This is a genomic window from Streptomyces sp. NBC_00083, from assembly GCF_026343295.1.
In the GTDB taxonomy this organism is placed as follows: Bacteria; Actinomycetota; Actinomycetes; order Streptomycetales; family Streptomycetaceae; genus Streptomyces.
Window position 1 is genome coordinate 542,055 of sequence record NZ_JAPELY010000004.1, and the last position, 22,349, is coordinate 564,403.

The following is a 22,349-nucleotide window of genomic DNA, read 5'->3' on the forward strand; positions in this document are numbered from 1 at the left end:
CAAAGTCTACCGGCGCGGCTACTCCTCCCGTGGGGCCTGTGCGCGACGCCCCCGTGGCAGTACCCGCAGGGCGTCCCCCATGTCGGCGACTTCCGTGACCTTCATACCGGCCGGGACCTTCCCCGGGTCGGTCGGCACCAGGGCGTGGGTGAAGCCCAGCCGGTGTGCCTCGGCGAGCCTGCGCTGCACCCCGGTGACCCTTCTGACCTCGCCCGCGAGGCCGACCTCGCCGATCGCGACGAGGTTCTTGGGCAGCGGAGTGTCGCTCGCCGCGGAGGCCAGCGCGAGGGCGATCGCCAGGTCGGCCGCGGGCTCGGAGAGCTTCACCCCGCCCACCGTCGCGCTGTAGATGTCGCGCTTGCCGAGCGCGGTGATGCGGCCCCGCTGTTCGAGCACCGCGAGCATCATCGAGACGCGGGAGGTCTCCAGCCCGGATGTGGTGCGGCGCGGCGAGGGGATCTGCGAGTCGACGGTGAGCGCCTGCACCTCGGCGACGAGCGGGCGGCGGCCCTCCAGGGTGACGGTCAGACAGGTGCCCGGCACCGCGACGTCGCGCCGGGTCAGGAACAGGCCGCTGGGGTCGGCGAGTCCGGTGATGCCCTCGTCGTGCAGCTCGAAGCAGCCGACCTCGTCGGTCGCGCCGTAGCGGTTCTTGACGCCCCGTACGAGACGGAGCCGGGCGTGCCGGTCGCCCTCGAAGGAGAGCACCACGTCCACCAGGTGTTCCAGGAGGCGGGGGCCGGCGATCGCGCCGTCCTTGGTGACGTGGCCGACGAGCAGCGTGGACATGCCGCGCTCCTTGGAGGCGCGGATCAGCGCGCCCGCGACCTCGCGGACCTGCGCCATGCCGCCGGGCGCCCCGTCGATCTCGGGGGAGGCCACGGTCTGCACGGAGTCGAGGATGAGCAGGGACGGCTTCACCGCGTCGAGGTGGCCGAGGACCGCGGACAGGTCGGTCTCGGCCGCCAGGTACAGATGGTCGTTGATGGCCTTGATGCGGTCGGCGCGCATCCGCACCTGGCTCGCCGACTCCTCGCCCGTGATGTAGAGGGTGCGGTGGTCGTCGCTGGCCGCCTTGGCCGCCACGTCCAGGAGCAGGGTGGACTTGCCGACGCCGGGCTCGCCCGCGAGCAGCACGACCGCGCCCGGCACGAGACCGCCGCCCAGCACCCGGTCGAGCTCGTCGACCCCGGTGGTGCGGGCGGTCGCCTGGCGGCCGTCGACCTCGCCGATGGGCAGCGCGGCGGTGGAGACCCGGCCGGCCGCCGTGGTGCGGACCGCGGGCGCGCCGTACTCCTCGACCGTCCCCCACGCCTGGCACTCCGGGCAGCGGCCGAGCCATTTGGCGGTGGTCCAGCCGCATTCGGTGCAGCGGTAGGACGGCCGGTCCTTCGCGGATTTCGTACGGGCAGCCATGGCGTCACCGTATAGGGGCCCACTGACAACGCCGCCCGGCCGCCCGCCCGGCACCGCGCCCGCCGTTCGGGTGGATGCGGCCGGGGGCGCGTCGCCCCGCTCGCTTGCGCCCGTTTGCACAGTGCGTGATGGGTCTGCCATGGAATGCCGTGGAATTCCCGATTCCTGTCCCCTTTTGAGGGATACGTTCACCCGTAAGGATTAAATGTGTTCAACCGGTACGAAGAACCCCTCATGCTGCGCCTACGGTCGCACGCGTGACGAGCAGCAGACTGGATCAACCAGCGCACACCACCGGCGCACACCGGGCGCAGCGCCGTGCGCCCCGTACGTTGGCCCAGCGCCCGCCCGCGCGTTACGAGGCGTACCTCGACGGCCTGTTCACGTACTGCCTCTCCGTCATGTGCGACCACGACGAGGCGATCGCCGCGCTCGGCGACATACTGGCCGTCTCCGAGCGCCAGTACGCGCGCTGCCCCGCGGCCGAGGCCGAACGCCGGGCGTGGCTGTACGCCCTCGCCCGCTGGGCCTGTCTGCGCAAGCTCGCCGAGCGCAGGCGCAGCCGCCAGGGCGCTCACACCGGCCGCGCCCCCGAGGAGGCGCCCGCCCCGGAGGTCTCCGACGAGGAGCGGGAGCGCCGCCGCCGCGAACTCGCCCTGCTCGCCTGGCCCGAGGCCGCCGGTACCACCCCCGAGCAGCGCGAGGCGCTCGAACTCGCGGTACGCCACCAGCTCGGCGCCCGCGAGGTCGCCTCGGTGCTCGGCATGAACTACCCGGCCGCGCGCGAACTGCTCGCCGCGGGCGCCTGCGAGGTCGAGCGGACCCGGGCCGCGCTCGCCGTCGTCGAGATGGGCGGCTGCCCCACGGTCGCCCAACTCACCGGCGACCACCAGGTGTTGCTCTCCGCCGCGCTCCGCCGTGAACTGGTGCGGCACGTCGACGACTGCCCCCGCTGCCGCCGCGCCGCCGAACGCGCGGGCGCCGCGGGACCCTGGCCCGGCTCGACCGTCACGCCGGCCGCGCTGCCGCTCGCCGAGGCGCCACGGGCCGCCGCGCAGGCCGCGATGCTGCACGTGCCGCGGGCGCGCGGCGGCGCCCCGCGCTTCGACCGCGCCGGATTCCCGATGGACCCCAAGGACCGGGCGGCCCGGCGGGACCGGCTGCGGGCGAGGGCCGTGACCACCACGGTCGTGGCGACCGTCGTCGCGGCGCCCGTCTTCGCGCTGTGGGCCGCCTACCGCGGCGCCCCCGCGACCGGCGAGCCGGAGTCCGGCGCGAAGGTCACCGCAAGCGAGGCCGACAACCCCGGCGGGATCGACGGGCGCCCGTCCGACCGCTACGAGAACGCGGGCAACGCCCGCAGCGCGCCCGACGCCCGCTTCACCGCGGGCAGCCGCACGCCCGACGTCTCGGTCGAGGTCATCAGCCCCACCACCGCGCCCGCCGCGGGGGAGGCCAGGCTCGCGGTCGCGGCGAGTTCGGCGGGCGACACCACCGTCCTGACGCTCACCTCCACCGGCGGCGCGCCGGTCGACTGGTCGCTGCGCAGCCGGGCCGGATGGCTCGTCTTCAGCCAGAGCGCGGGCCGGCTCGCGCCCGGCGCCGCCGTCACCGTGTACATCCGGGTCGACCACGCCCACGAGCCGCACCAGGCCTGGTCGGCGCGGGTCGAGGTGGCCCCGACGGGCGCCGCCGTACGCATCGGCGGCGACGGCACCCCGATCGTGCCGTCCTCGCCCGGCCCCGGCCCCGGCACCACGGGCCACCCCGGGCCGGGCGGTTCCAGCGCGCCCGCGTCCACACCGCCCACCGAGACCCCGGGCAGCCCCACGCCCACGCCCACGCAGACACCGCCGACCCAGAGCCCGACGCCGCCCGCCGACACCCCGACCCCCAGCCAGACGCCGCCCTCACCGGCCCAGAGCGGCTGACAACTCCCGTACGGGACGGGACGGTTACCGCTCCGGGTCCGCCGGGTGCGGCGCCACCAGCGGAAGCAGCGAGGCGAGCCGCGCCTCGCACTGCTCGACCAGCACCGCGTACGCCTCCGGGCCCATCAGCTCGGTCAGCTCCGGCCTGTACGTCACGTACACCGGCTCGCCCGCGCCATGGGCGGACGTCGCCGAGGTGCACCACCAGTGCAGGTCATGACCGCCGGGCCCCCAGCCGCGACGGTCGTACTCGCCGATCGAGACCTGCAGCACCTTGGTGTCGTCGGGCCGCTCGATCCAGTCGTACGTCCGGCGCACCGGCAGCTGCCAGCAGACGTCGGGCTTGGTTTCGAGCGGCTCCTTGCCCTCCTTGAGGGCGAGGATGTGGAGCGAGCAGCCCATGCCGCCCGCGAAACCCGGCCGGTTCTGGAAGATGCACGAGCCGTTCCAGCGGCGGGTCTGACGGTCGCCGTCCTCGTCGGTCTGGATCCACCCCGTCTCCGTACCGACGTCGTGGAACTGCCACAGCTCGGGGGTGAGCCGCGCCACGTTCTCGGCCACCCGCTTCTCGTCGTCCTCGTCGGAGAAGTGGGCGCCGAGCGTGCAGCAGCCGTCGTCGGCCCGGCCCGCCTCGATGCCCTGGCAGCCGCTGCCGAAGATGCAGGTCCACCGTGAGGTGAGCCACGTCAGGTCACAGCGGAAGACCTGCTCGTCGTCGGCGGGGTCGGGGAACTCGACCCAGGCGCGCGGGAAGTCGATCCCCTGCTCGTCCTGGACCCCGTTCCGCTCGTCCCGGGCCTGCGGCGCGGTGTTCTTCGGGGGCTTGGCTTTGCCCGGCTTCGCCTTTTTCGTCTTTGGCACACCTCAAGCGTATGTCCGAGGGCGTCTTCGCAGGCGCAGTAGCGTTCGGTCCATGAGACTCGGAGTCCTCGATGTGGGGTCGAACACGGTTCATCTGCTGGTGGTGGACGCGCACGCCGGTGCCGCGCCGCTGCCCGCGCACTCGCACAAGGCCGAGCTGCGCCTCGCCGAACTCCTCGACGAGGACGGCGCGATCGGACCGGAGGGCATCGACCGGCTCGTCGCCACGATCGGCGAGGCGCTGCTCGCCGCCGAGGACAAGGGCGTCCAGGAACTGCTCCCCTTCGCGACCTCCGCGGTGCGCGAGGCCAGCAACGCCGACCTCGTCACCGCCCGGGTCCGCGCCGAGACCGGCGTCGATCTGGGCGTCCTCTCCGGCGAGGAGGAGGCCCGCCTCACCTTCCTCGCGGCCCGCCGCTGGTACGGCTGGTCGGCCGGGAAGCTGCTCCTGCTCGACATCGGCGGGGGCTCGCTCGAAGTGGCGTACGGCATCGACGAGGAGCCCGACGCGGCGGTCTCGCTGCCGCTCGGCGCGGGACGGCTGACCGCGGGCTGGCTGCCGGGCGACCCGCCGGACCCCTCGGACGTACGGGCGCTGCGGCGGCACGTACGGGCCCAGATCGCCGGGACGGTGGGGGAGTTCACGCGCTCGGGGCGGCCCGACCACGTCGTCGCCACCTCCAAGACGTTCAAGCAGCTCGCCCGGATCGCGGGGGCCGCGCGCTCCAGCGAGGGCGCCTACGTCCAGCGCACCCTGAGCCGCGCCTCCCTGGAGGAATGGGTGCCCAAGCTCGCCGCCATGACCAGCGAGCAGCGCGCCACGCTGCCCGGCGTCTCGGTGGGCCGGGCGCCGCAGCTGCTCGCCGGGGCGCTGGTCGCGGAGGGCGCGATGGACCTGTTCGCCGTCGACGAGCTGGAGGTCTGCCCCTGGGCGCTGCGCGAGGGAGTGATCCTGCGCCACCTCGACCACCTGCCGGTGGGCTGAGGGGACGGGAGGGCCGGACGCGGAGTTACCGGCGAGTGTGACGTTCGTCGGTCTCGCCGGACCGCCTCCCCGCCCGGCGGTGACGGCCCGTACGCTGTCTCCGTGGCAGAACCAGTGGTGCGCATCCCGGATGCGAAGGTCGCCCTGTCCACGGCGTCGGTCTATCCGGAGTCGACAGCGACGGCCTTCGAGATCGCGGCACGCCTGGGGTACGACGGCGTCGAGGTCATGGTGTGGACCGACCCCGTCAGCCAGGACATCGAGGCCCTGCGGCGGCTCTCCGACTACCACCAGGTGCCGATCCTGGCCGTCCACGCCCCGTGTCTGCTGATCACGCAGCGGGTCTGGTCCACCGATCCCTGGGTGAAGCTCCAGCGGGCGAGGGCCGCGGCGGAGAAGCTCGGCGCGTCGGCAGTGGTGGTCCACCCGCCCTTCCGCTGGCAGCGCCAGTACGCGCGCGACTTCGTCGACGGGATCTGGCGGATGACCGACGAGACGGACGTCAGATTCGCCGTCGAAAACATGTACCCGTGGCGTTACCGGGACCGCGAGATGCTCGCCTACGCGCCCGACTGGGACGTCACGAAGGACGACTACCGTCACTTCACCGTCGACCTGTCGCACGCCGCGACGTCCCGTACGGACGCGATGGCCATGGTCGACCGGATGGGCGACCGGCTCGCCCACGTCCACCTCGCGGACGGGCGCGGCTCGGCCAAGGACGAGCACCTGGTGCCGGGCCGCGGCACCCAGCCGTGCGCGGAGCTGCTGGAGCGGCTCGCCCTCACCGGGTTCGACGGGCACGTCGTCATCGAGGTCAACACCCGCCGGGCCATGTCCGCCGCCGAACGCGAGGCCGACCTCGCGGAGGCCCTCGCCTTCACCCGGCTGCACCTGGCGTCCGCGCCGGCCCGCCGCGGATGACGGAGCCGGCCGCTCCCGCCCCGCGCCGCCGGGGCAGACCCCCGCGCTCGGCGTCCGCCGAGGGGCCGGGCGCGCGCGAACGCATCCTCACCGCCGCGCGTACGGAGTTCTCCGCCCGGGGTTACGACAAGACGTCCATGCGCGGCATCGCCAGGGCGGCCGGGGTGGACGCGGCGCTCGTCCACCACTACTTCGGCACGAAGGAGGCGGTGTTCGCGGCGGCCATCGAGGTCGACTTCGAACCCGCCCTGACCGCGGACGTGATCCTGGGCGACTCCCTGGACGGCGTCGGCGAACGCCTGGCCCGCCACTTCCTGGCCATCTGGGAGAACCCGGCGACGCGCACCCCGCTGATCGCCGTGATCCGCTCGGCGCTCACGCACGATGCGGCGGCGAAGGTGCTGCGGGGGGTGGTGCTGCGCCGCGTCCTGGAGCGGGTCGCGTCCGAGCTCGCCGTGCCGGAACCGCGGCTGCGGGCGGAGCTTGCGGCGTCGCACATGATGGGGATCGTGATCATGCGCTACGTCCTGGAGCTCGAGCCCCTCGCGTCGGTCCCGCCGGCCCACATCGTGACCTTGGTGGCCCCGACCCTGCAGCGCTACCTGACGGAGTAGCCCACGCCCGTCCTCAATCGCCGGACGGGCTGAGGATGTGCACGCTGCCCGGCACCCGTACCGCCAGGGGCGCGGGGAACTGCGCGAGACGCGGGCACGGTCCGCAGCCGAAGGCGGGGTTTGCTGGGGCTCCGCCCCAGACCCCGTTCGCGCCTGAAGGGCGCTCGTCCTCAATCGCCGGACGGGCTGAAGATGCCGATGCTGGGCATGCCGCCCAGGCCGGCCCATCTGTGGGCGCGGGGAACTGCGCGACCAGCCCCCACCAGCCCGCAGGGTGGGGACCCCCGGGGTCTGGGGCGGAGCCCCGGCGCACCCCGCCGCACACCAGCCCCCACCCCCCGGCAGGGAGGGCCACATGCCGAACCCCGAGTCCCACCATCCGGACACCCTGTCCAGATGGCGGAGCCCCGGCGTAGGCTGACACCCGAGCACATCCATACCTAGGAGACGAGCGACGATGCCCGAGCTGAGGTCCCGCACAGTCACCCACGGCCGCAACATGGCGGGCGCCCGCGCCCTTATGCGGGCCTCCGGTGTAGCGAGCGAGGACATCGGCAAGCCGATCATCGCCGTGGCGAACAGCTTCACCGAGTTCGTGCCGGGCCACACCCACCTCGCCCCGGTGGGCCGGATCGTCAGCGAGGCGATCCTGGCCGCCGGCGCCGTCCCCCGCGAGTTCAACACCATCGCCGTGGACGACGGCATCGCCATGGGCCACGGCGGCATGCTCTACAGCCTCCCCTCCCGCGACCTCATCGCGGACAGCGTGGAGTACATGGTCGAGGCCCACTGCGCCGACGCCCTGATCTGCATCTCCAACTGCGACAAGATCACCCCCGGCATGCTGATGGCGGCGCTGCGCCTCAACATCCCCACCGTCTTCGTCTCCGGCGGCCCGATGGAGGCCGGCAAGGCGACCCTGGTCGACGGCACGGTCCGTACGCTCGACCTGGTCGACGCGATCTCGGACGCCGTCAACGACAAGATCTCCGACGCGGACATCCTCCGCATCGAGGAGAACGCCTGCCCCACCTGCGGCTCCTGTTCCGGCATGTTCACGGCCAACTCCATGAACTGCCTGACCGAGGCGATCGGGCTCTCCCTCCCCGGCAACGGCTCGGTCCTCGCGACCCACACCGCCCGCCGCGCGCTGTACGAGAACGCCGCCCGCACGGTCGTGGAGATCACCAAGCGCCACTACGAGCAGGACGACCACTCGGTCCTGCCCCGCTCCATCGCGACCCGCGCCGCGTTCGAGAACGCCATGGCGCTCGACATCGCGATGGGCGGCTCCACCAACACGATCCTGCACCTGCTGGCCGCCGCCCAGGAGGCCGAGCTCGACTACGGGCTCAGCGACATGGACGCCGTCAGCCGCCGCGTCCCGTGTCTGGCCAAGGTCGCGCCGAACGTCGGCAAGAACCGTACGTACTACATGGAGGACGTGCACCGCGCCGGCGGCATCCCCGCCATCCTCGGCGAGCTGTACCGCGCGGGCCTGCTCAACGAGGACGTCCACACCGTCCACTCCCCTTCCATCAAGGAGTGGCTCGACGCGTGGGACGTGCGCGGCGGCTCTCCGTCCCCCGAGGCCGTCGAGCTGTGGCACGCGGCCCCCGGCTGCGTCCGCTCCGCGACCGCCTTCTCGCAGTCCGAGCGCTGGGACACCCTCGACACCGACGCCGCCGAGGGCTGCATCCGGGACGCGGCCCACGCGTACAGCAAGGACGGCGGCCTCGCCGTGCTGCGCGGCAACCTCGCCGAGGACGGCTGTGTCGTGAAGACGGCCGGCGTCGACGAGTCGATCTGGACCTTCGAGGGCCCGGCCGTCGTCTGCGAGTCGCAGGAGGAGGCCGTCGACAAGATCCTCAAGAAGGAGATCACGCACGGCGATGTCGTCGTGATCCGCTACGAGGGCCCCAAGGGCGGCCCCGGCATGCAGGAGATGCTGTACCCGACGTCGTTCCTCAAGGGCCGCGGCCTCGGCAAGAGCTGCGCCCTGGTCACCGACGGCCGCTTCTCCGGCGGCACCTCGGGCCTCTCCATCGGCCACGCCTCGCCCGAGGCGGCGTCCGGCGGCACCATCGCCCTCGTCGAGGACGGCGACCGCATCCGGATCGACATCCCCAACCGTACGATCGAACTCCTCGTCGCGGACGCCGAGTTGGCGGCCCGGCGCGAGGCGCTGAACGGGGTGTACGCCCCGAAGAATCGTGAGCGCAAGGTGTCGGCCGCGCTGCGCGCCTACGCCGCGATGGCCACCAGCGCCGACCGGGGCGCGGTCCGCGACGTGTCCAAGCTGGGCTGACCCCGCGCCCACCGCAGCACAGTGACGCCCCGTCAGGAACCTGCCTGACGGGGCGTCATCGTGCCCTCGCGCGGCCCGTTGCCGCGCCTCCGCGGGGGTGTCACCAGTTCCCGACGTCTCCCGGATCCACCCCGAAGACCGACCCGTCCGGAGCGGACGCGTACACCCGCCCCCCGATGGCGAGCGGCGCGGGAAGCGCGGGCGTGAAGGTGTAACGCCCGGCGTTCATGCGGGGGTTGGTCTGTCCGGCGAGCGCTCCCTTGCGCGCGTCGAAGACGAGCAGCCGCCCGTCGGCGCCGGTCAGGTAGAGCTGCCCGCCCGATGCGACCGGCCGCGAGGCACGGGCCAGCCCCGTGTCGAGCCGCCACGCCTCGTTGCCGCGCGCCGTGTCGGCGGCGACCAGCGTGCCGCCCGCCCCGAAGAGATAGACGGTGTCCCCGTCGACCCCGGCCTGCGCCTGGTCGAGGGGGGCCGCGAGCCGGGTGCGCCGCGCGGTGTGCGTGGTGGTGTCGACGCGTACGACCGCCGAGGTGAACCCGCTGGGGTCGGTCGCCAGGAGGAACACGGCGTTCGCCCGCGCCGCGACGGGCCGCAGCCTGCCGTCCGTCCGGGCCTGCCACCGCACGGAGCCGGTGACCGGGTCGACGGCGGCCACGGAGGTCGAGCCGCCGTCGGTGCCCGGCGTGACGACGTAGGCCGCCGCGCCGTCGCCGGCCACGACCCACTGTGCGCGGGCCCCGCCGAGCGGCTTGCGCCACAGCTCCTTGCCGGTGGCGGAGTCGAGCGCGGTGACGTGCCCGTCCGCCGTGGTGAGCAGCACGGCCGCGCCCGCGGGGCGCACCCCCGAGTACGCCGACACGTCGGCGGACCACACCTGTCCGCCGCTCGCCGGGTCGTACGCCCGCAGCGGCCCGCCCGGTGCCCGCGCGAGCACCCGGCCGCCCGCCGCGGCCGGGGCGTAGTCGTCCGAGAGCGACTGGCCGCCCGCGCCCGGCACGGACCACATCACCTTGCCGCTGACGGCGTCGAGCCGGGCGATCGCGACCCCGGGCGCGGAGCAGTAGAGCGCCCCGTCGCCGGACCCGGCCGAGCAGAAGGCGGTACGGTCCTCGCCGCCGTCCTTGCCGCCGGGGGTCAACCGGGTCTGCCAGGGCCGGAATTGAGGTCCGGCCGGTGTGCCGGTGGCGTCGCTCTCCTCCGACGCGGCCACGGCCCCCGTCCCGTCGGGCATCGCCTGCACGGCGACCACGGCCCCGCCGAGCACCCCGGCGAGCACGAGCGCGGCGAGGGCCCAGCGGGCGCGACGGGCGGCGGGGGTGCGGCCGGGCGGGTCGCCGGGCCGCGCGTCATCGAACCGCGGCCGATCGGAACGGTGCGTCTCGACGGACCCGGCGGCGGGACCGGACCCGGCGGCACCGGTGGCGCCGGCCCGATCGCCCCGCACCGGATTGCGGAACTGCTGCGTGGGGATGGACGCCTCGGGGCCGTACGCCGCCGACCGCAGCGCCGTCATCAGCTCGTCCGGGGTGGGCCGTTCACCGGGGTCCTTGGAGAGGCACCCGCGCAGCACGGGCACGAGGTCGTCGGGCACACCGGCCAAGTCGGGTTCGTTGTGCACCACTTGGTAGGCCACGATGTACGGCGACTCGGAGTCGAAGGGCCCGCGGCCGGTCGCGGCGTGCACGAGCACCGCGCCCATCGCGAACACGTCGGCGGCCGGCCCGACCTCGCGGGGCCGCTGGAACTGCTCGGGCGCCATGAACGGCGGGGTGCCGATGAGCTTGCCGGTCTCGGTGCGCAGATCGCTGTCGTACGGGCGCGAGATGCCGAAGTCGATGACCCGGGGCCCGTCGGCGGCGAGCAGCACGTTGCTCGGCTTGAGGTCGCGGTGGACGACCCCCGCGCGGTGGATGTCGCGCAGCGCCTCGGCGAGCCCGGCCCCGAGCCGGCGTACGTCGGTGGCGGACAGCGGGCCGCTGTCCTTGACGCGTTCGGCGAGCGTGGGCCCCGGAATGTGCACGGTGGCCATCCAGGGCCGGTCGGCGGCGGGGTCCGCGTCGACGACGGACGCGGTGAAGGCACCGCTGACCCGGCGGGCCGCCGACACCTCCTGGCGGAACCGCGCCCGGAATTCCGGATCGGCGGCGTGCTGGGCGTGCACGATCTTGACGGCGAGCCGCATGCCGGAGGGGGAGGTGGCCAAATGCACCACCCCCATGCCACCCGAGCCGAGGACGGATTCGAGCCGGTACGCACCGACGGATTCCGGATCCTCGGAGCCCGGCGCCCCGAAGCCGATACTGCGCGGCGACGCCATGGCCGACCCCCGTGTGTCCGTTGTACGCGCGCGTTCAACGGAGCCTAGTCGATGGCACCTTCCCGTCCGATGGGGCTTGCTAGCCTGCGTGTTGCACGCAAAGTGAAGCCAAGGGGGGACCCGTGAGGGGTCCCGTGGGGGGAGTCGGGGATGACAACGGAATCGGCTGAAACAAGCGCATCGGTGGCGAGCGCGTCGGCGGCGCTGGGGGTGCAGCGCTACCCGGTGGCCCCGGGCTGCGAACTGAACGTCCGCAGTGGCCCCGGCACGAACTACTCGATCGTCGACACGCTGGACCTCGGCGCCACGGTCCCGATCAACTGCCAGACGCCGGGCACCCGCGTGACCGGCCCGTACGGCACGTCGAACATCTGGGACAACATCGGCAACGGCCGGTACGTCGCGGACGCGTACGTGAAGACGGGGAGCGACGGGTACGTGGCACAGCGCTGCGGCTGACCGGCAACGCGGCCGCCCCTGGGATAATCGTCCCCATGAGCGACAACACGGGCGACAGCGCGGCCACCGGCAAGGGCGGCGGTACCGCTTCGGGCCGCGCGGACGCCAAGGCGGTGGCCGCCGGCCCCCAGCCGGAACCGATCCGCTTCTTCGGCACCAGCTGGCTGGAGCACGACCAGGGGTACGGCCTGCGCCGGGCCGGCGCGGCGGCGGGCTCGCTCGTCGCCGCCGTCGCGGCCTGCTTCGTGCTGCGCTTCGCCTATGAGGGGCTCCAGCTCGCCGACACCGGCGGCTTCGTGAACGTGCTGGTCGTCGTCATGTTCGCGATCTGCAGCGCGATGGCCTTCCGCAAGACGTGGGAACGCTTCTCGACCCGCCCCGCCGACCCGGACGCGGACCGCTCCCTCCAGGGCCTGAAGGCGATCGGCTTCATCGGCTCGCTGCTGGCGTACTTCTTCCGCACCTTCACGGAGGCCCCGGGCGAGGCCCTGCACCGCACGGAGTACGAGACGGCCCGCACCCAGTACGAGCGCCGCCGCGGCACGAGGACGGGCAACCCGTCGACCCGGAAGAAGCGCAAGTAGCCTCCGGCGGGAGGGGGAGTTCCCGGCGGGAGCGAGCGTGGTCCCTGGCGGGACCCGGCCGGGCAGAACCGGCACCGGGTGCCGCGCCCGCCCCACAGGGCTCCGCCCGCGCGGCAGACTCGCCCCACAGGGCTCCGCCCGCGCGGCAGACCCGCCCCATAGGCGCTGCCCGCGCGGCAGACCCGCCCCACGGCGCTCCGCCCGCCCGGCAGACTCGCCCCATGACGACTCCCGCCGTGCCCCACCCCGCCCGCGCCCACTCCTTCAACGCCGCCGCGGCCCAGTACGCCGCGAACCGGCCCTCGTACCCGCCGCTGCTCCTCGACGCCCTGGAGGAGCTGGCGGACCGCCCCCTCAAGGGCGCCCGGGTCGCCGACGTCGGGGCCGGCACCGGTATCGCCAGCGCGCTGCTGCACGACAGGGGCGCGCGGGTCGTCGCGGTCGAGCCGGGTGCGGGCATGGCCGCCCAGTTCCGTACCGGCAACCCCGGCATCCCCCTGGTCCGGGGCGACGGCAACGACCTCCCCCTGGCCACCGCCTCCGCCGACCTCATCACGTACGCCCAGGCCTGGCACTGGACCGACCCGGCCAAGGCGGGCCCGGAGGCCTGCCGGGTCCTGCGGCCGGGCGGCGCGCTGGCCCTGTGGTGGAACATCGCGGACCACTCGGCGCAATGGCTCGCCGCCCAGGACGCCCGGATCCGCGACTTCCTGGGTGTCGACCGCTCGGCGGAGCAGCGCGCGGTCGCCACCCGGAGCGGCAGCGGCGCCGCCGAATCCGCCGCCGAACCCGCCGAGCGCGGCGCCCACCCGTGGACCGACATCCCCGGCCTCGACTTCGCGGAGCGCCGCATCCCGCACACCCGCAAGGTCCCGCTCGCCACCCACCTCGCCAACCTGGGAAGCCACTCGGCGTTCCTGGTGATCGGCGAGGAGCGGGCGCGGGAGTTCCTGGCCACGGAGCACGCCGTCCTGAGCGAACTCTTCCCGGACGGCACGGTGGAGGAGCGGTACGTGGTCCACCTGCTCCTGGCCCGGACCTGAGCAACCCGCCCCGGGCTCATCCTCCCTGGGACGGGGCCCGCCCCTCGCTGCCGCCCCCGCCCGCATCCTTGACGCCCGCACCCCCGCGCAGCACTATTCACCACATGATGAATTATGAGCCTCCGCCGGGCGGCCGGGGCGAAGGCCAGGACGTCCCGGCCGGCCCACCCGATGACCCCCCGCCCACGGGCCCCCCGCCCACAGCCCCACCACCCGCCGTGACCGCCCGCGCCCTCACCGCCGTACGGGGCGGCCGCCCGGTCCTGCGCGCCCTCGACTTCACCGTCCCGCGCGGCCGCATCACCGGACTCCTCGGCCCCTCCGGCTGCGGCAAGTCCACCCTGATGCGCGCCGTCGCGGGCACGCAGGCGAACGTCACCGGCACCCTCACGGTCCTCGGCGCCCCGGCCGGCTCCCCTTCCCTGCGCGAGCGAATCGGCTACGTCACCCAAGCCCCGTCCATCTACCGCGACTTGACGGCGCGTCAGAACCTGGAGTACTTCGCGGCCGTGCTGCACCCGGGCCGGGCCCACCGCGCCACCCGCGCCGAAGCGGTCGACCGGGCCGTCACGGACGTCGACCTCGCCGGCCACGCCCACGACCTCGCGGGACGGCTCTCCGGCGGCCAGCTCAGCCGCGTCTCCCTCGCCGTCGCCCTGCTCGGCACCCCGGACCTGCTCATCCTCGACGAGCCGACCGTCGGCCTCGACCCCGTACTCCGCCGCGACCTGTGGGACCTGTTCCACCGCATCGCCGCCACCCGCGGGACCGCGATCCTGGTCTCCTCGCACGTCATGGACGAAGCGGAACGCTGCCACCGCCTGCTCCTGCTCCGCGAAGGCGCCCTCCTGGCCGAGGACACCCCGGCCGGCCTGCGCGCCCGTACCGCCACGACAACGGTCGAGGAAGCCTTCCTCCACCTGATCGACGACCCCACCCCCGGGTCCGAGACCACCCCCGAGGCCCGCCCGTGAACACCTCCCGCACCCTCGCGACCGCCGCCCGCGTCCTGAGGCAGCTGCGCCACGACCCGCGCACCATCGCGCTGCTCCTCGTCGTCCCGGCGCTCATGACCGTCCTGCTCCGGTACGTGTTCGACGGCAACCCCGCCGTCTTCAACGACATCGGCGCCTCCCTGCTCGGCATCTTCCCGCTGATCACGATGTTCCTGGTCTCCTCCATCGCCACCCTGCGCGAACGCACCTCCGGCACCCTGGAACGCCTCCTCGCCATGCCGCTCGGCAAGAGCGAACTCATCGGCGGCTACGCCCTCGCCTTCGGCGCGCTGGCCGTCCTCCAGTCGCTCCTCGCGACAGGCATCTCCCTCTGGCTCCTCGACCTGAACGTCGCCGGCTCCCCCTGGCTGCTGCTCCTGGTCGCCCTGCTCGACGCCCTGCTCGGCACCGCCCTCGGCCTGTTCGTCTCCGCCTTCGCCGCGTCGGAGTTCCAGGCCGTCCAGTTCATGCCGGCGGTGATCTTCCCCCAGCTCCTGCTGTGCGGCCTGTTCACCCCGCGCGACATCATGCAGCCGGTCCTGCGCTGGATCTCGGACGTCCTGCCCATGTCGTACGCCGTCGACGCGATGACCCAGGTCCTCCACCACCCCACCGCCGACGCCGCCTTCGTCCGGGACACCGCGATCGTGGCCGGGGTGGCGCTCCTGGTCCTGGCCCTGGGCGCCGCGACCCTGCCCCGCCGCACCCCGTGACCCGTCCGGCGCCACACCCGCGTACCGCCCGTCGGACACCCCCATCCCCGCCCCCGCCCCGATGCGAGGATGACGTCACGAACCCCGCACCACCTGGAGGGTGACCGCATGACCCAGACAGTCGCAGTCCTCGGCACCGGCAAGATCGGCGAGGCCCTCCTCAGCGGCATGATCCGGGCCGGCTGGCACCCGGCCAACCTCCTCGTGACCGCCCGCCGCCCGGAGCGCGCCGAAGAGCTCCGCACCCGATACGGCGTGGACGCCGTCACCAACGCCGAGGCCGCCAAGCGCGCCGACACCCTGATCCTCGCGGTCAAGCCGCAGGACATGGGCAGGCTCCTGGACGAACTCGCCCCGCACCTCACGAGCGACCGTCTGGTCGTCAGCGCCGCGGCCGGCATCCCGAGCGCGTTCATCGAGGCGCGCCTCGCCGCGGGGACCCCGGTCGTACGCGTCATGCCGAACACGCCGGTCCTGGTCGACGAGGGCATGTCGGTGATCAGCGGCGGCAGCCACGCGACCCCGGACCATCTGGCCCACACGGAGGAGATCTTCGGCGGCGTCGGCAAGACGCTCCGCGTACCGGAGTCGCAGCAGGACGCGGCGACGGCCCTCTCCGGCTCGGGCCCGGCCTACTTCTACTACCTCGTCGAGGCGATGACGGACGCCGGTATCCTGCTCGGCCTGCCGCGCAACCAGGCGTACGACCTGATCGTCCAGTCCGCGATCGGCGCCGCGGTGATGCTCCGCGACAGCGGCGAACACCCGGTAAAGCTGCGCGAGGCCGTGATGTCCCCGGCGGGCACGACGATCAGCGCCATCCGCGAGCTGGAGAACCACGGCGTACGGGCCGCGCTGATCGCCGCCCTGGAAGCCGCCCGCGACCGCAGCCGCGCACTGGCCTCCGGCACCAGCTGACGCCCGCGGCCCTAGCCCCTCCTCTTGAGCCGCCCCCGTACGGCACCCGCGCCGGGCCGCCGTACGGCACCGGCGGCCAACCCCGCGCCGATCAGGGCGAGCCCACCCCCGCACAGCACGCACAGCACTCCGACGGGCGTATGGGGGAGGGCCGAGCGGGCCGCATGAAAGACGCTCTCGTCGCTCTCGCCGCTCTCGCCCCCGCCCTCCCGGCTCGACGACACGCCGGACGACACGTCGGCGCCGTCCGCGGAGAGGTCGGCGGGAGCCTCGGCGGGGGCATCCGCGCCGCCCGGCGTCCAGGACGCACCACGGGCCTCCCCATGGCTTCCCCTGGGTGACGCCGCGGCCGCGACAGCCCGGTGCCGGACAACTCCCCGCACGGAGCGCAGATCCGCCGCGAGCCGGCACCCCTCCCGCAACGTCGCCTCAAGCCGGGCGACCCGGCCCGAGGTGTCCGCACCCGACGCGTTCTCGCCCGCGCACGCCCGTACGCGTTCGATCTCGCCCCGGGTCTCCCGGTTGACCGACTCGACGACCCGGAGCCGCAACCGCGCCACATGCTCATCGCCGCTCTCGGCGTACGCGGCCCCCGGGGCGGTGAGCGACCCGATGACGAAGAGGACGGCGACAGCTGCGGCGATCCGGAGAAGAGACCTCATGCCTGCCAAGCTAGGGCGCGGTCAGGGCCCTGAGATCAGCCGTCCTGCCACCCTCGCCTCGGCCGAAAGGACCAGGTCAGGCCGGTGCGAGCCCGCTGAGCCGGCCCCAGCCCGCACCTCCGCCCGCACCCTCGCAGGTGCCCTCGGCCGAGGGTTGACACGCCCCTCCCCGATACGTAATGTTCTCCGAGTTGTCCGACGTGAGCGCCGACCCCGGTCGGTCCCCGGACAGCCATTCCGCACCAACCACTTCTCATGAACGACACCTCGTCGTCTCATTTTTCGTGCGCTTTTGCGAAATGAGGAATCCGCGTTCGAAAGCGGACCCCGATTGGCGTCGGGGCTCAGGATTCCGCTAATGTCTCACTCGTCGGAACGGCCCAACAGCCGGGAAGACAAGCCGACTTGGCCCCGGGAGACCGGGAATCGGGCCCGAAAGGATCTGATAGAGTCGGAGCCGCCGGAAAGGGAACCCCGCGAGGGAGAACCTGGAAGGCACCGAGGAAATCGGACACGAAAGAGTCTGGTAGAGTCGGAAACACGAAATACCGAAGGGAAGCGCCCGGAGGAAAGCCCGAGAGGGTGAGTACAAAGGAAGCGTCCGTTCCTTGAGAACTCAACAGCGTGCCAAAAGTCAACGCCAGATTGACAACCCCGTCTCCACTTCGGTGGGACGAGGTTCCTTTGAAAAGTCCTGCACGCCCTTGTGGTGGGCAGGCAATTACACAGCGAGGACGCTGTGGACGGGCCGCCTTATTCCGGTGGTTCCGTCCCGCTCTTACGTGATGTGTGCACCCGATTACGGGTAAACATTCATGGAGAGTTTGATCCTGGCTCAGGACGAACGCTGGCGGCGTGCTTAACACATGCAAGTCGAACGATGAAGCCCTTCGGGGTGGATTAGTGGCGAACGGGTGAGTAACACGTGGGCAATCTGCCCTTCACTCTGGGACAAGCCCTGGAAACGGGGTCTAATACCGGATAACACTCCTCAGGGCATCTTGAGGGGTTAAAAGCTCCGGCGGTGAAGGATGAGCCCGCGGCCTATCAGCTTGTTGGTGGGGTAATGGCCTACCAAGGCGACGACGGGTAGCCGGCCTGAGAGGGCGACCGGCCACACTGGGACTGAGACACGGCCCAGACTCCTACGGGAGGCAGCAGTGGGGAATATTGCACAATGGGCGAAAGCCTGATGCAGCGACGCCGCGTGAGGGATGACGGCCTTCGGGTTGTAAACCTCTTTCAGCAGGGAAGAAGCGAAAGTGACGGTACCTGCAGAAGAAGCGCCGGCTAACTACGTGCCAGCAGCCGCGGTAATACGTAGGGCGCAAGCGTTGTCCGGAATTATTGGGCGTAAAGAGCTCGTAGGCGGCTTGTCACGTCGGATGTGAAAGCCCGGGGCTTAACCCCGGGTCTGCATTCGATACGGGCTAGCTAGAGTGTGGTAGGGGAGATCGGAATTCCTGGTGTAGCGGTGAAATGCGCAGATATCAGGAGGAACACCGGTGGCGAAGGCGGATCTCTGGGCCATTACTGACGCTGAGGAGCGAAAGCGTGGGGAGCGAACAGGATTAGATACCCTGGTAGTCCACGCCGTAAACGTTGGGAACTAGGTGTTGGCGACATTCCACGTCGTCGGTGCCGCAGCTAACGCATTAAGTTCCCCGCCTGGGGAGTACGGCCGCAAGGCTAAAACTCAAAGGAATTGACGGGGGCCCGCACAAGCAGCGGAGCATGTGGCTTAATTCGACGCAACGCGAAGAACCTTACCAAGGCTTGACATATACCGGAAACGGCTAGAGATAGTCGCCCCCTTGTGGTCGGTATACAGGTGGTGCATGGCTGTCGTCAGCTCGTGTCGTGAGATGTTGGGTTAAGTCCCGCAACGAGCGCAACCCTTGTTCTGTGTTGCCAGCATGCCCTTCGGGGTGATGGGGACTCACAGGAGACTGCCGGGGTCAACTCGGAGGAAGGTGGGGACGACGTCAAGTCATCATGCCCCTTATGTCTTGGGCTGCACACGTGCTACAATGGCCGGTACAAAGAGCTGCGATGCCGCGAGGCGGAGCGAATCTCAAAAAGCCGGTCTCAGTTCGGATTGGGGTCTGCAACTCGACCCCATGAAGTCGGAGTTGCTAGTAATCGCAGATCAGCATTGCTGCGGTGAATACGTTCCCGGGCCTTGTACACACCGCCCGTCACGTCACGAAAGTCGGTAACACCCGAAGCCGGTGGCCCAACCCCTTGTGGGAGGGAGCTGTCGAAGGTGGGACTGGCGATTGGGACGAAGTCGTAACAAGGTAGCCGTACCGGAAGGTGCGGCTGGATCACCTCCTTTCTAAGGAGCACAGCACCGTCTGCAGACAAATGTTCTGCACGGTCAGCTCATGGGTGGAACGTTGACTATTCGGCACTCTTGGTCAACTCGGGCCGCCAGTACTGCTCTTCGGAGCGTGGAAATCGGATCGGGGCGATGGAGAGGGCCGGGCACGCTGTTGGGTATCTGAAGGTACGGCCGAGAGGCTGCCTTCTAGTGCCGGCCCCAGTGAACTCCACTGAATGGTGGGGGTGATGGGTGGTTGGTCGTTGTTTGAGAACTGCACAGTGGACGCGAGCATCTGTGGCCAAGTTTTTAAGGGCGCACGGTGGATGCCTTGGCACCAGGAACCGATGAAGGACGTGGGAGGCCACGATAGTCCCCGGGGAGCCGTCAACCAGGCTTTGATCCGGGGGTTTCCGAATGGGGAAACCCGGCAGTCGTCATGGGCTGTCACCCATACCTGAACACATAGGGTATGTGGAGGGAACGAGGGGAAGTGAAACATCTCAGTACCCTCAGGAAGAGAAAACAACCGTGATTCCGGGAGTAGTGGCGAGCGAAACCGGATGAGGCCAAACCGTATGCGTGTGATACCCGGCAGGGGTTGCGCATGCGGGGTTGTGGGATCTCTCTTCTGTCAGTCTGCCGGCTGACGAGGACGAGTCAGAAACCGTTGATGTAGGCGAAGGACATGCGAAAGGTCCGGCGTAGAGGGTAAGACCCCCGTAGCTGAAACATCAACGGCTCGTTTGAGAGACACCCAAGTAGCACGGGGCCCGAGAAATCCCGTGTGAATCTGGCGGGACCACCCGCTAAGCCTAAATATTCCCTGGTGACCGATAGCGGATAGTACCGTGAGGGAATGGTGAAAAGTACCGCGGGAGCGGAGTGAAATAGTACCTGAAACCGTGTGCCTACAAGCCGTGGGAGCGTCGCTGTATGTGCTTGCACATACAGTCGTGACTGCGTGCCTTTTGAAGAATGAGCCTGCGAGTTAGCGGTGTGTAGCGAGGTTAACCCGTGTGGGGAAGCCGTAGCGAAAGCGAGTCCGAATAGGGCGATTGAGTTGCACGCTCTAGACCCGAAGCGGAGTGATCTAGCCATGGGCAGGTTGAAGCGGCTGTAAGAGGTCGTGGAGGACCGAACCCACCAGGGTTGAAAACCTGGGGGATGACCTGTGGTTAGGGGTGAAAGGCCAATCAAACTCCGTGATAGCTGGTTCTCCCCGAAATGCATTTAGGTGCAGCGTCGTGTGTTTCTTGCCGGAGGTAGAGCACTGGATAGGCGATGGGCCCTACCGGGTTACTGACCTTAGCCAAACTCCGAATGCCGGTAAGTGAGAGCACGGCAGTGAGACTGTGGGGGATAAGCTCCATGGTCGAGAGGGAAACAGCCCAGAGCATCGACTAAGGCCCCTAAGCGTACGCTAAGTGGGAAAGGATGTGGAGTCGCAGAGACAACCAGGAGGTTGGCTTAGAAGCAGCCACCCTTGAAAGAGTGCGTAATAGCTCACTGGTCAAGTGATTCCGCGCCGACAATGTAGCGGGGCTCAAGCGTACCGCCGAAGTCGTGTCATTCCAGCATATAGGGCCAACGCCTGCTGGGATGGGTAGGGGAGCGTCGTGTGCCGGGTGAAGCTGCAGCGGAAGCTAGTGGTGGACGGTTCACGAGTGAGAATGCAGGCATGAGTAGCGATACACACGTGAGAAACGTGTGCGCCGATTGACTAAGGGTTCCTGGGTCAAGCTGATCTGCCCAGGGTAAGTCGGGACCTAAGGCGAGGCCGACAGGCGTAGTCGATGGACAACCGGTTGATATTCCGGTACCCGCTTTGAAACGCCCAATACTGAATCAGGCGATGCTAAGCCCGTGAAGCCGTTCCGGACCCTTCGGGGAAAGGAAAGTGGTGGAGCCGGTGACCCAGACTTGTAGTAGGTAAGCGATGGGGTGACGCAGGAAGGTAGTCCAACCCGGGCGGTGGTTGTCCCGGGGTAAGGGTGTAGGCCGTGCGGCTAGGCAAATCCGGATCGCACATATAAGGCTGAGACCTGATGCCGAGCCGATTGTGGTGAAGTGGATGATCCTATGCTGTCGAGAAAAGCCTCTAGCGAGTTTCATGGCGGCCCGTACCCTAAACCGACTCAGGTGGTCAGGTAGAGAATACCGAGGCGTTCGGGTGAACTATGGTTAAGGAACTCGGCAAAATGCCCCCGTAACTTCGGGAGAAGGGGGGCCATCACCGGTGATGAGATTTACTCTCTGAGCTGGGGGTGGCCGCAGAGACCAGCGAGAAGCGACTGTTTACTAAAAACACAGGTCCGTGCGAAGCCGTAAGGCGATGTATACGGACTGACGCCTGCCCGGTGCTGGAACGTTAAGGGGACCGGTTAGTGACCTTTCGGGGTTGCGAAGCTGAGAACTTAAGCGCCAGTAAACGGCGGTGGTAACTATAACCATCCTAAGGTAGCGAAATTCCTTGTCGGGTAAGTTCCGACCTGCACGAATGGCGTAACGACTTCTCGACTGTCTCAACCATAGGCCCGGTGAAATTGCACTACGAGTAAAGATGCTCGTTTCGCGCAGCAGGACGGAAAGACCCCGGGACCTTTACTACAGTTTGATATTGGTGTTCGGTTCGGCTTGTGTAGGATAGGTGGGAGACTTTGAAGCGGCCACGCCAGTGGTTGTGGAGTCGTCGTTGAAATACCACTCTGGTCGTGCTGGATGTCTAACCTCGGTCCGTGATCCGGATCAGGGACAGTGTCTGATGGGTAGTTTAACTGGGGCGGTTGCCTCCTAAAGAGTAACGGAGGCGCCCAAAGGTTCCCTCAGCCTGGTTGGCAATCAGGTGTTGAGTGTAAGTGCACAAGGGAGCTTGACTGTGAGACCGACGGGTCGAGCAGGGACGAAAGTCGGGACTAGTGATCCGGCGGTGGCTTGTGGAAGCGCCGTCGCTCAACGGATAAAAGGTACCCCGGGGATAACAGGCTGATCTTCCCCAAGAGTCCATATCGACGGGATGGTTTGGCACCTCGATGTCGGCTCGTCGCATCCTGGGGCTGGAGTCGGTCCCAAGGGTTGGGCTGTTCGCCCATTAAAGCGGTACGCGAGCTGGGTTTAGAACGTCGTGAGACAGTTCGGTCCCTATCCGCTGCGCGCGCAGGAACATTGAGAAGGGCTGTCCCTAGTACGAGAGGACCGGGACGGACGAACCTCTGGTGTGCCAGTTGTCCTGCCAAGGGCATGGCTGGTTGGCTACGTTCGGAAAGGATAACCGCTGAAAGCATCTAAGCGGGAAG

At 69.9% G+C, this 22,349-nt stretch carries 15 protein-coding genes and 2 rRNA genes; 13 read left to right on the top strand and 4 right to left on the bottom strand.

Going from position 1 to position 22,349, the window contains the following annotated elements:
- Positions 1 to 18 precede the first annotated feature (18 nt).
- Entirely contained in the window at positions 19 to 1,416 is a 1,398-nt protein-coding gene (gene radA / locus OOJ98_RS32580; protein ID WP_267058702.1) for a DNA repair protein RadA, read from the bottom strand.
- A 257-nt stretch (positions 1,417 to 1,673) separates the two neighbouring features.
- On the opposite strand from radA, the gene OOJ98_RS32585 reads away from it, so the two are divergent.
- Positions 1,674 to 3,347, top strand: a complete 1,674-nt coding sequence (locus OOJ98_RS32585; protein WP_267058703.1) for a hypothetical protein — start codon at positions 1,674 to 1,676, stop codon at positions 3,345 to 3,347.
- Between the two features lie 24 nt (positions 3,348 to 3,371).
- Here the strand turns inward: OOJ98_RS32585 and OOJ98_RS32590 are convergent, their stop codons facing one another.
- The gene (locus OOJ98_RS32590) at positions 3,372 to 4,208 is read right to left on the bottom strand and encodes a hypothetical protein (protein ID WP_267058704.1); all 837 of its coding nucleotides are present in this window, start codon (positions 4,206 to 4,208) and stop codon (positions 3,372 to 3,374) included.
- 52 nt (positions 4,209 to 4,260) lie between these two features.
- On the opposite strand from OOJ98_RS32590, the gene OOJ98_RS32595 reads away from it, so the two are divergent.
- The 4 genes from OOJ98_RS32595 (at position 4,261) to ilvD (ending at position 9,039) form a co-directional block, all read left to right on the top strand.
- Positions 4,261 to 5,193 carry a Ppx/GppA phosphatase family protein gene (locus tag OOJ98_RS32595; RefSeq protein WP_267058705.1) on the top strand — a complete coding sequence of 311 codons (933 nt, stop codon included), beginning with the start codon at positions 4,261 to 4,263 and terminating at the stop codon, positions 5,191 to 5,193.
- 102 nt (positions 5,194 to 5,295) lie between these two features.
- Positions 5,296 to 6,117 carry a sugar phosphate isomerase/epimerase gene (locus tag OOJ98_RS32600; protein ID WP_267058706.1) on the top strand — a complete coding sequence of 274 codons (822 nt, stop codon included), beginning with the start codon at positions 5,296 to 5,298 and terminating at the stop codon, positions 6,115 to 6,117.
- Complete coding sequence (locus OOJ98_RS32605) at positions 6,114 to 6,731, top strand: TetR family transcriptional regulator (RefSeq protein ID WP_267058707.1); 618 nt, start codon at positions 6,114 to 6,116, stop codon at positions 6,729 to 6,731. The genes OOJ98_RS32600 and OOJ98_RS32605 overlap by 4 nt, the downstream gene beginning before the upstream one ends.
- Positions 6,732 to 7,188: 457 nt before the next feature.
- Positions 7,189 to 9,039, top strand: a complete 1,851-nt coding sequence (gene ilvD, locus OOJ98_RS32610; RefSeq protein ID WP_267058708.1) for a dihydroxy-acid dehydratase — start codon at positions 7,189 to 7,191, stop codon at positions 9,037 to 9,039.
- Positions 9,040 to 9,139: 100 nt separating this feature from the next.
- Here the strand turns inward: ilvD and OOJ98_RS32615 are convergent, their stop codons facing one another.
- Positions 9,140 to 11,356 (bottom strand): PQQ-binding-like beta-propeller repeat protein, encoded by a 2,217-nt coding sequence (locus tag OOJ98_RS32615; RefSeq protein WP_267058709.1) that lies wholly within the window; start codon positions 11,354 to 11,356, stop codon positions 9,140 to 9,142.
- Positions 11,357 to 11,506: 150 nt separating this feature from the next.
- Between OOJ98_RS32615 and OOJ98_RS32620 the strand changes: the two genes are divergently transcribed.
- From OOJ98_RS32620 to proC, 6 genes are all read left to right on the top strand, one after another.
- A complete protein-coding gene (locus OOJ98_RS32620; RefSeq protein ID WP_267058710.1) occupies positions 11,507 to 11,815 on the top strand; it encodes a hypothetical protein in 309 nt (102 codons plus the stop codon).
- 35 nt (positions 11,816 to 11,850) lie between these two features.
- The gene (locus tag OOJ98_RS32625) at positions 11,851 to 12,399 is read left to right on the top strand and encodes a hypothetical protein (protein ID WP_267058711.1); all 549 of its coding nucleotides are present in this window, start codon (positions 11,851 to 11,853) and stop codon (positions 12,397 to 12,399) included.
- Positions 12,400 to 12,620: 221 nt separating this feature from the next.
- Positions 12,621 to 13,442, top strand: coding sequence for a class I SAM-dependent methyltransferase (locus tag OOJ98_RS32630; RefSeq protein WP_267058712.1), 822 nt, complete (start codon positions 12,621 to 12,623; stop codon positions 13,440 to 13,442).
- 107 nt (positions 13,443 to 13,549) lie between these two features.
- On the top strand, positions 13,550 to 14,416 hold the full coding sequence (locus OOJ98_RS32635; protein WP_267058750.1) for an ABC transporter ATP-binding protein: 867 nt from the start codon (positions 13,550 to 13,552) through the stop codon (positions 14,414 to 14,416).
- Positions 14,413 to 15,150, top strand: a complete 738-nt coding sequence (locus OOJ98_RS32640) for an ABC transporter permease (protein ID WP_267058713.1) — start codon at positions 14,413 to 14,415, stop codon at positions 15,148 to 15,150. Before OOJ98_RS32635 ends, OOJ98_RS32640 begins: the two co-directional genes overlap by 4 nt.
- 108 nt (positions 15,151 to 15,258) lie before the next feature.
- The gene (gene proC / locus OOJ98_RS32645) at positions 15,259 to 16,068 is read left to right on the top strand and encodes a pyrroline-5-carboxylate reductase (RefSeq protein ID WP_267058714.1); all 810 of its coding nucleotides are present in this window, start codon (positions 15,259 to 15,261) and stop codon (positions 16,066 to 16,068) included.
- Positions 16,069 to 16,079: 11 nt separating this feature from the next.
- Here proC and OOJ98_RS32650 read toward each other — a convergent pair whose 3' ends face one another.
- Positions 16,080 to 16,730, bottom strand: coding sequence for a hypothetical protein (locus tag OOJ98_RS32650; RefSeq protein ID WP_267058715.1), 651 nt, complete (start codon positions 16,728 to 16,730; stop codon positions 16,080 to 16,082).
- An 812-nt stretch (positions 16,731 to 17,542) separates the two neighbouring features.
- On the opposite strand from OOJ98_RS32650, the gene OOJ98_RS32655 reads away from it, so the two are divergent.
- Together OOJ98_RS32655 and OOJ98_RS32660 are read left to right on the top strand one after the other, a co-directional pair.
- A 16S ribosomal RNA gene (locus OOJ98_RS32655) occupies positions 17,543 to 19,068 on the top strand.
- 284 nt (positions 19,069 to 19,352) lie between these two features.
- Positions 19,353 to 22,349, top strand: a 23S ribosomal RNA gene (locus tag OOJ98_RS32660); the annotation flags it as partial.

Excerpts from the sequence above, each read along its gene's own strand:
- proC (WP_267058714.1), top strand. The coding sequence starts at position 15,259 with ATGACCCAGACAGTCGCAGTCCTCGGCACCGGCAAGATCGGCGAGGCC.
- ilvD (WP_267058708.1), top strand. The coding sequence starts at position 7,189 with ATGCCCGAGCTGAGGTCCCGCACAGTCACCCACGGCCGCAACATGGCG.
- OOJ98_RS32595 (WP_267058705.1), top strand. The coding sequence starts at position 4,261 with ATGAGACTCGGAGTCCTCGATGTGGGGTCGAACACGGTTCATCTGCTG.
- OOJ98_RS32620 (WP_267058710.1), top strand. The coding sequence starts at position 11,507 with ATGACAACGGAATCGGCTGAAACAAGCGCATCGGTGGCGAGCGCGTCG.
- OOJ98_RS32650 (WP_267058715.1), bottom strand. The coding sequence starts at position 16,730 with ATGAGGTCTCTTCTCCGGATCGCCGCAGCTGTCGCCGTCCTCTTCGTC.
- OOJ98_RS32605 (WP_267058707.1), top strand. The coding sequence starts at position 6,114 with ATGACGGAGCCGGCCGCTCCCGCCCCGCGCCGCCGGGGCAGACCCCCG.
- OOJ98_RS32625 (WP_267058711.1), top strand. The coding sequence starts at position 11,851 with ATGAGCGACAACACGGGCGACAGCGCGGCCACCGGCAAGGGCGGCGGT.
- OOJ98_RS32635 (WP_267058750.1), top strand. The coding sequence starts at position 13,550 with ATGAATTATGAGCCTCCGCCGGGCGGCCGGGGCGAAGGCCAGGACGTC.
- radA (WP_267058702.1), bottom strand. The coding sequence starts at position 1,416 with ATGGCTGCCCGTACGAAATCCGCGAAGGACCGGCCGTCCTACCGCTGC.
- OOJ98_RS32615 (WP_267058709.1), bottom strand. The coding sequence starts at position 11,356 with ATGGCGTCGCCGCGCAGTATCGGCTTCGGGGCGCCGGGCTCCGAGGAT.
- OOJ98_RS32630 (WP_267058712.1), top strand. The coding sequence starts at position 12,621 with ATGACGACTCCCGCCGTGCCCCACCCCGCCCGCGCCCACTCCTTCAAC.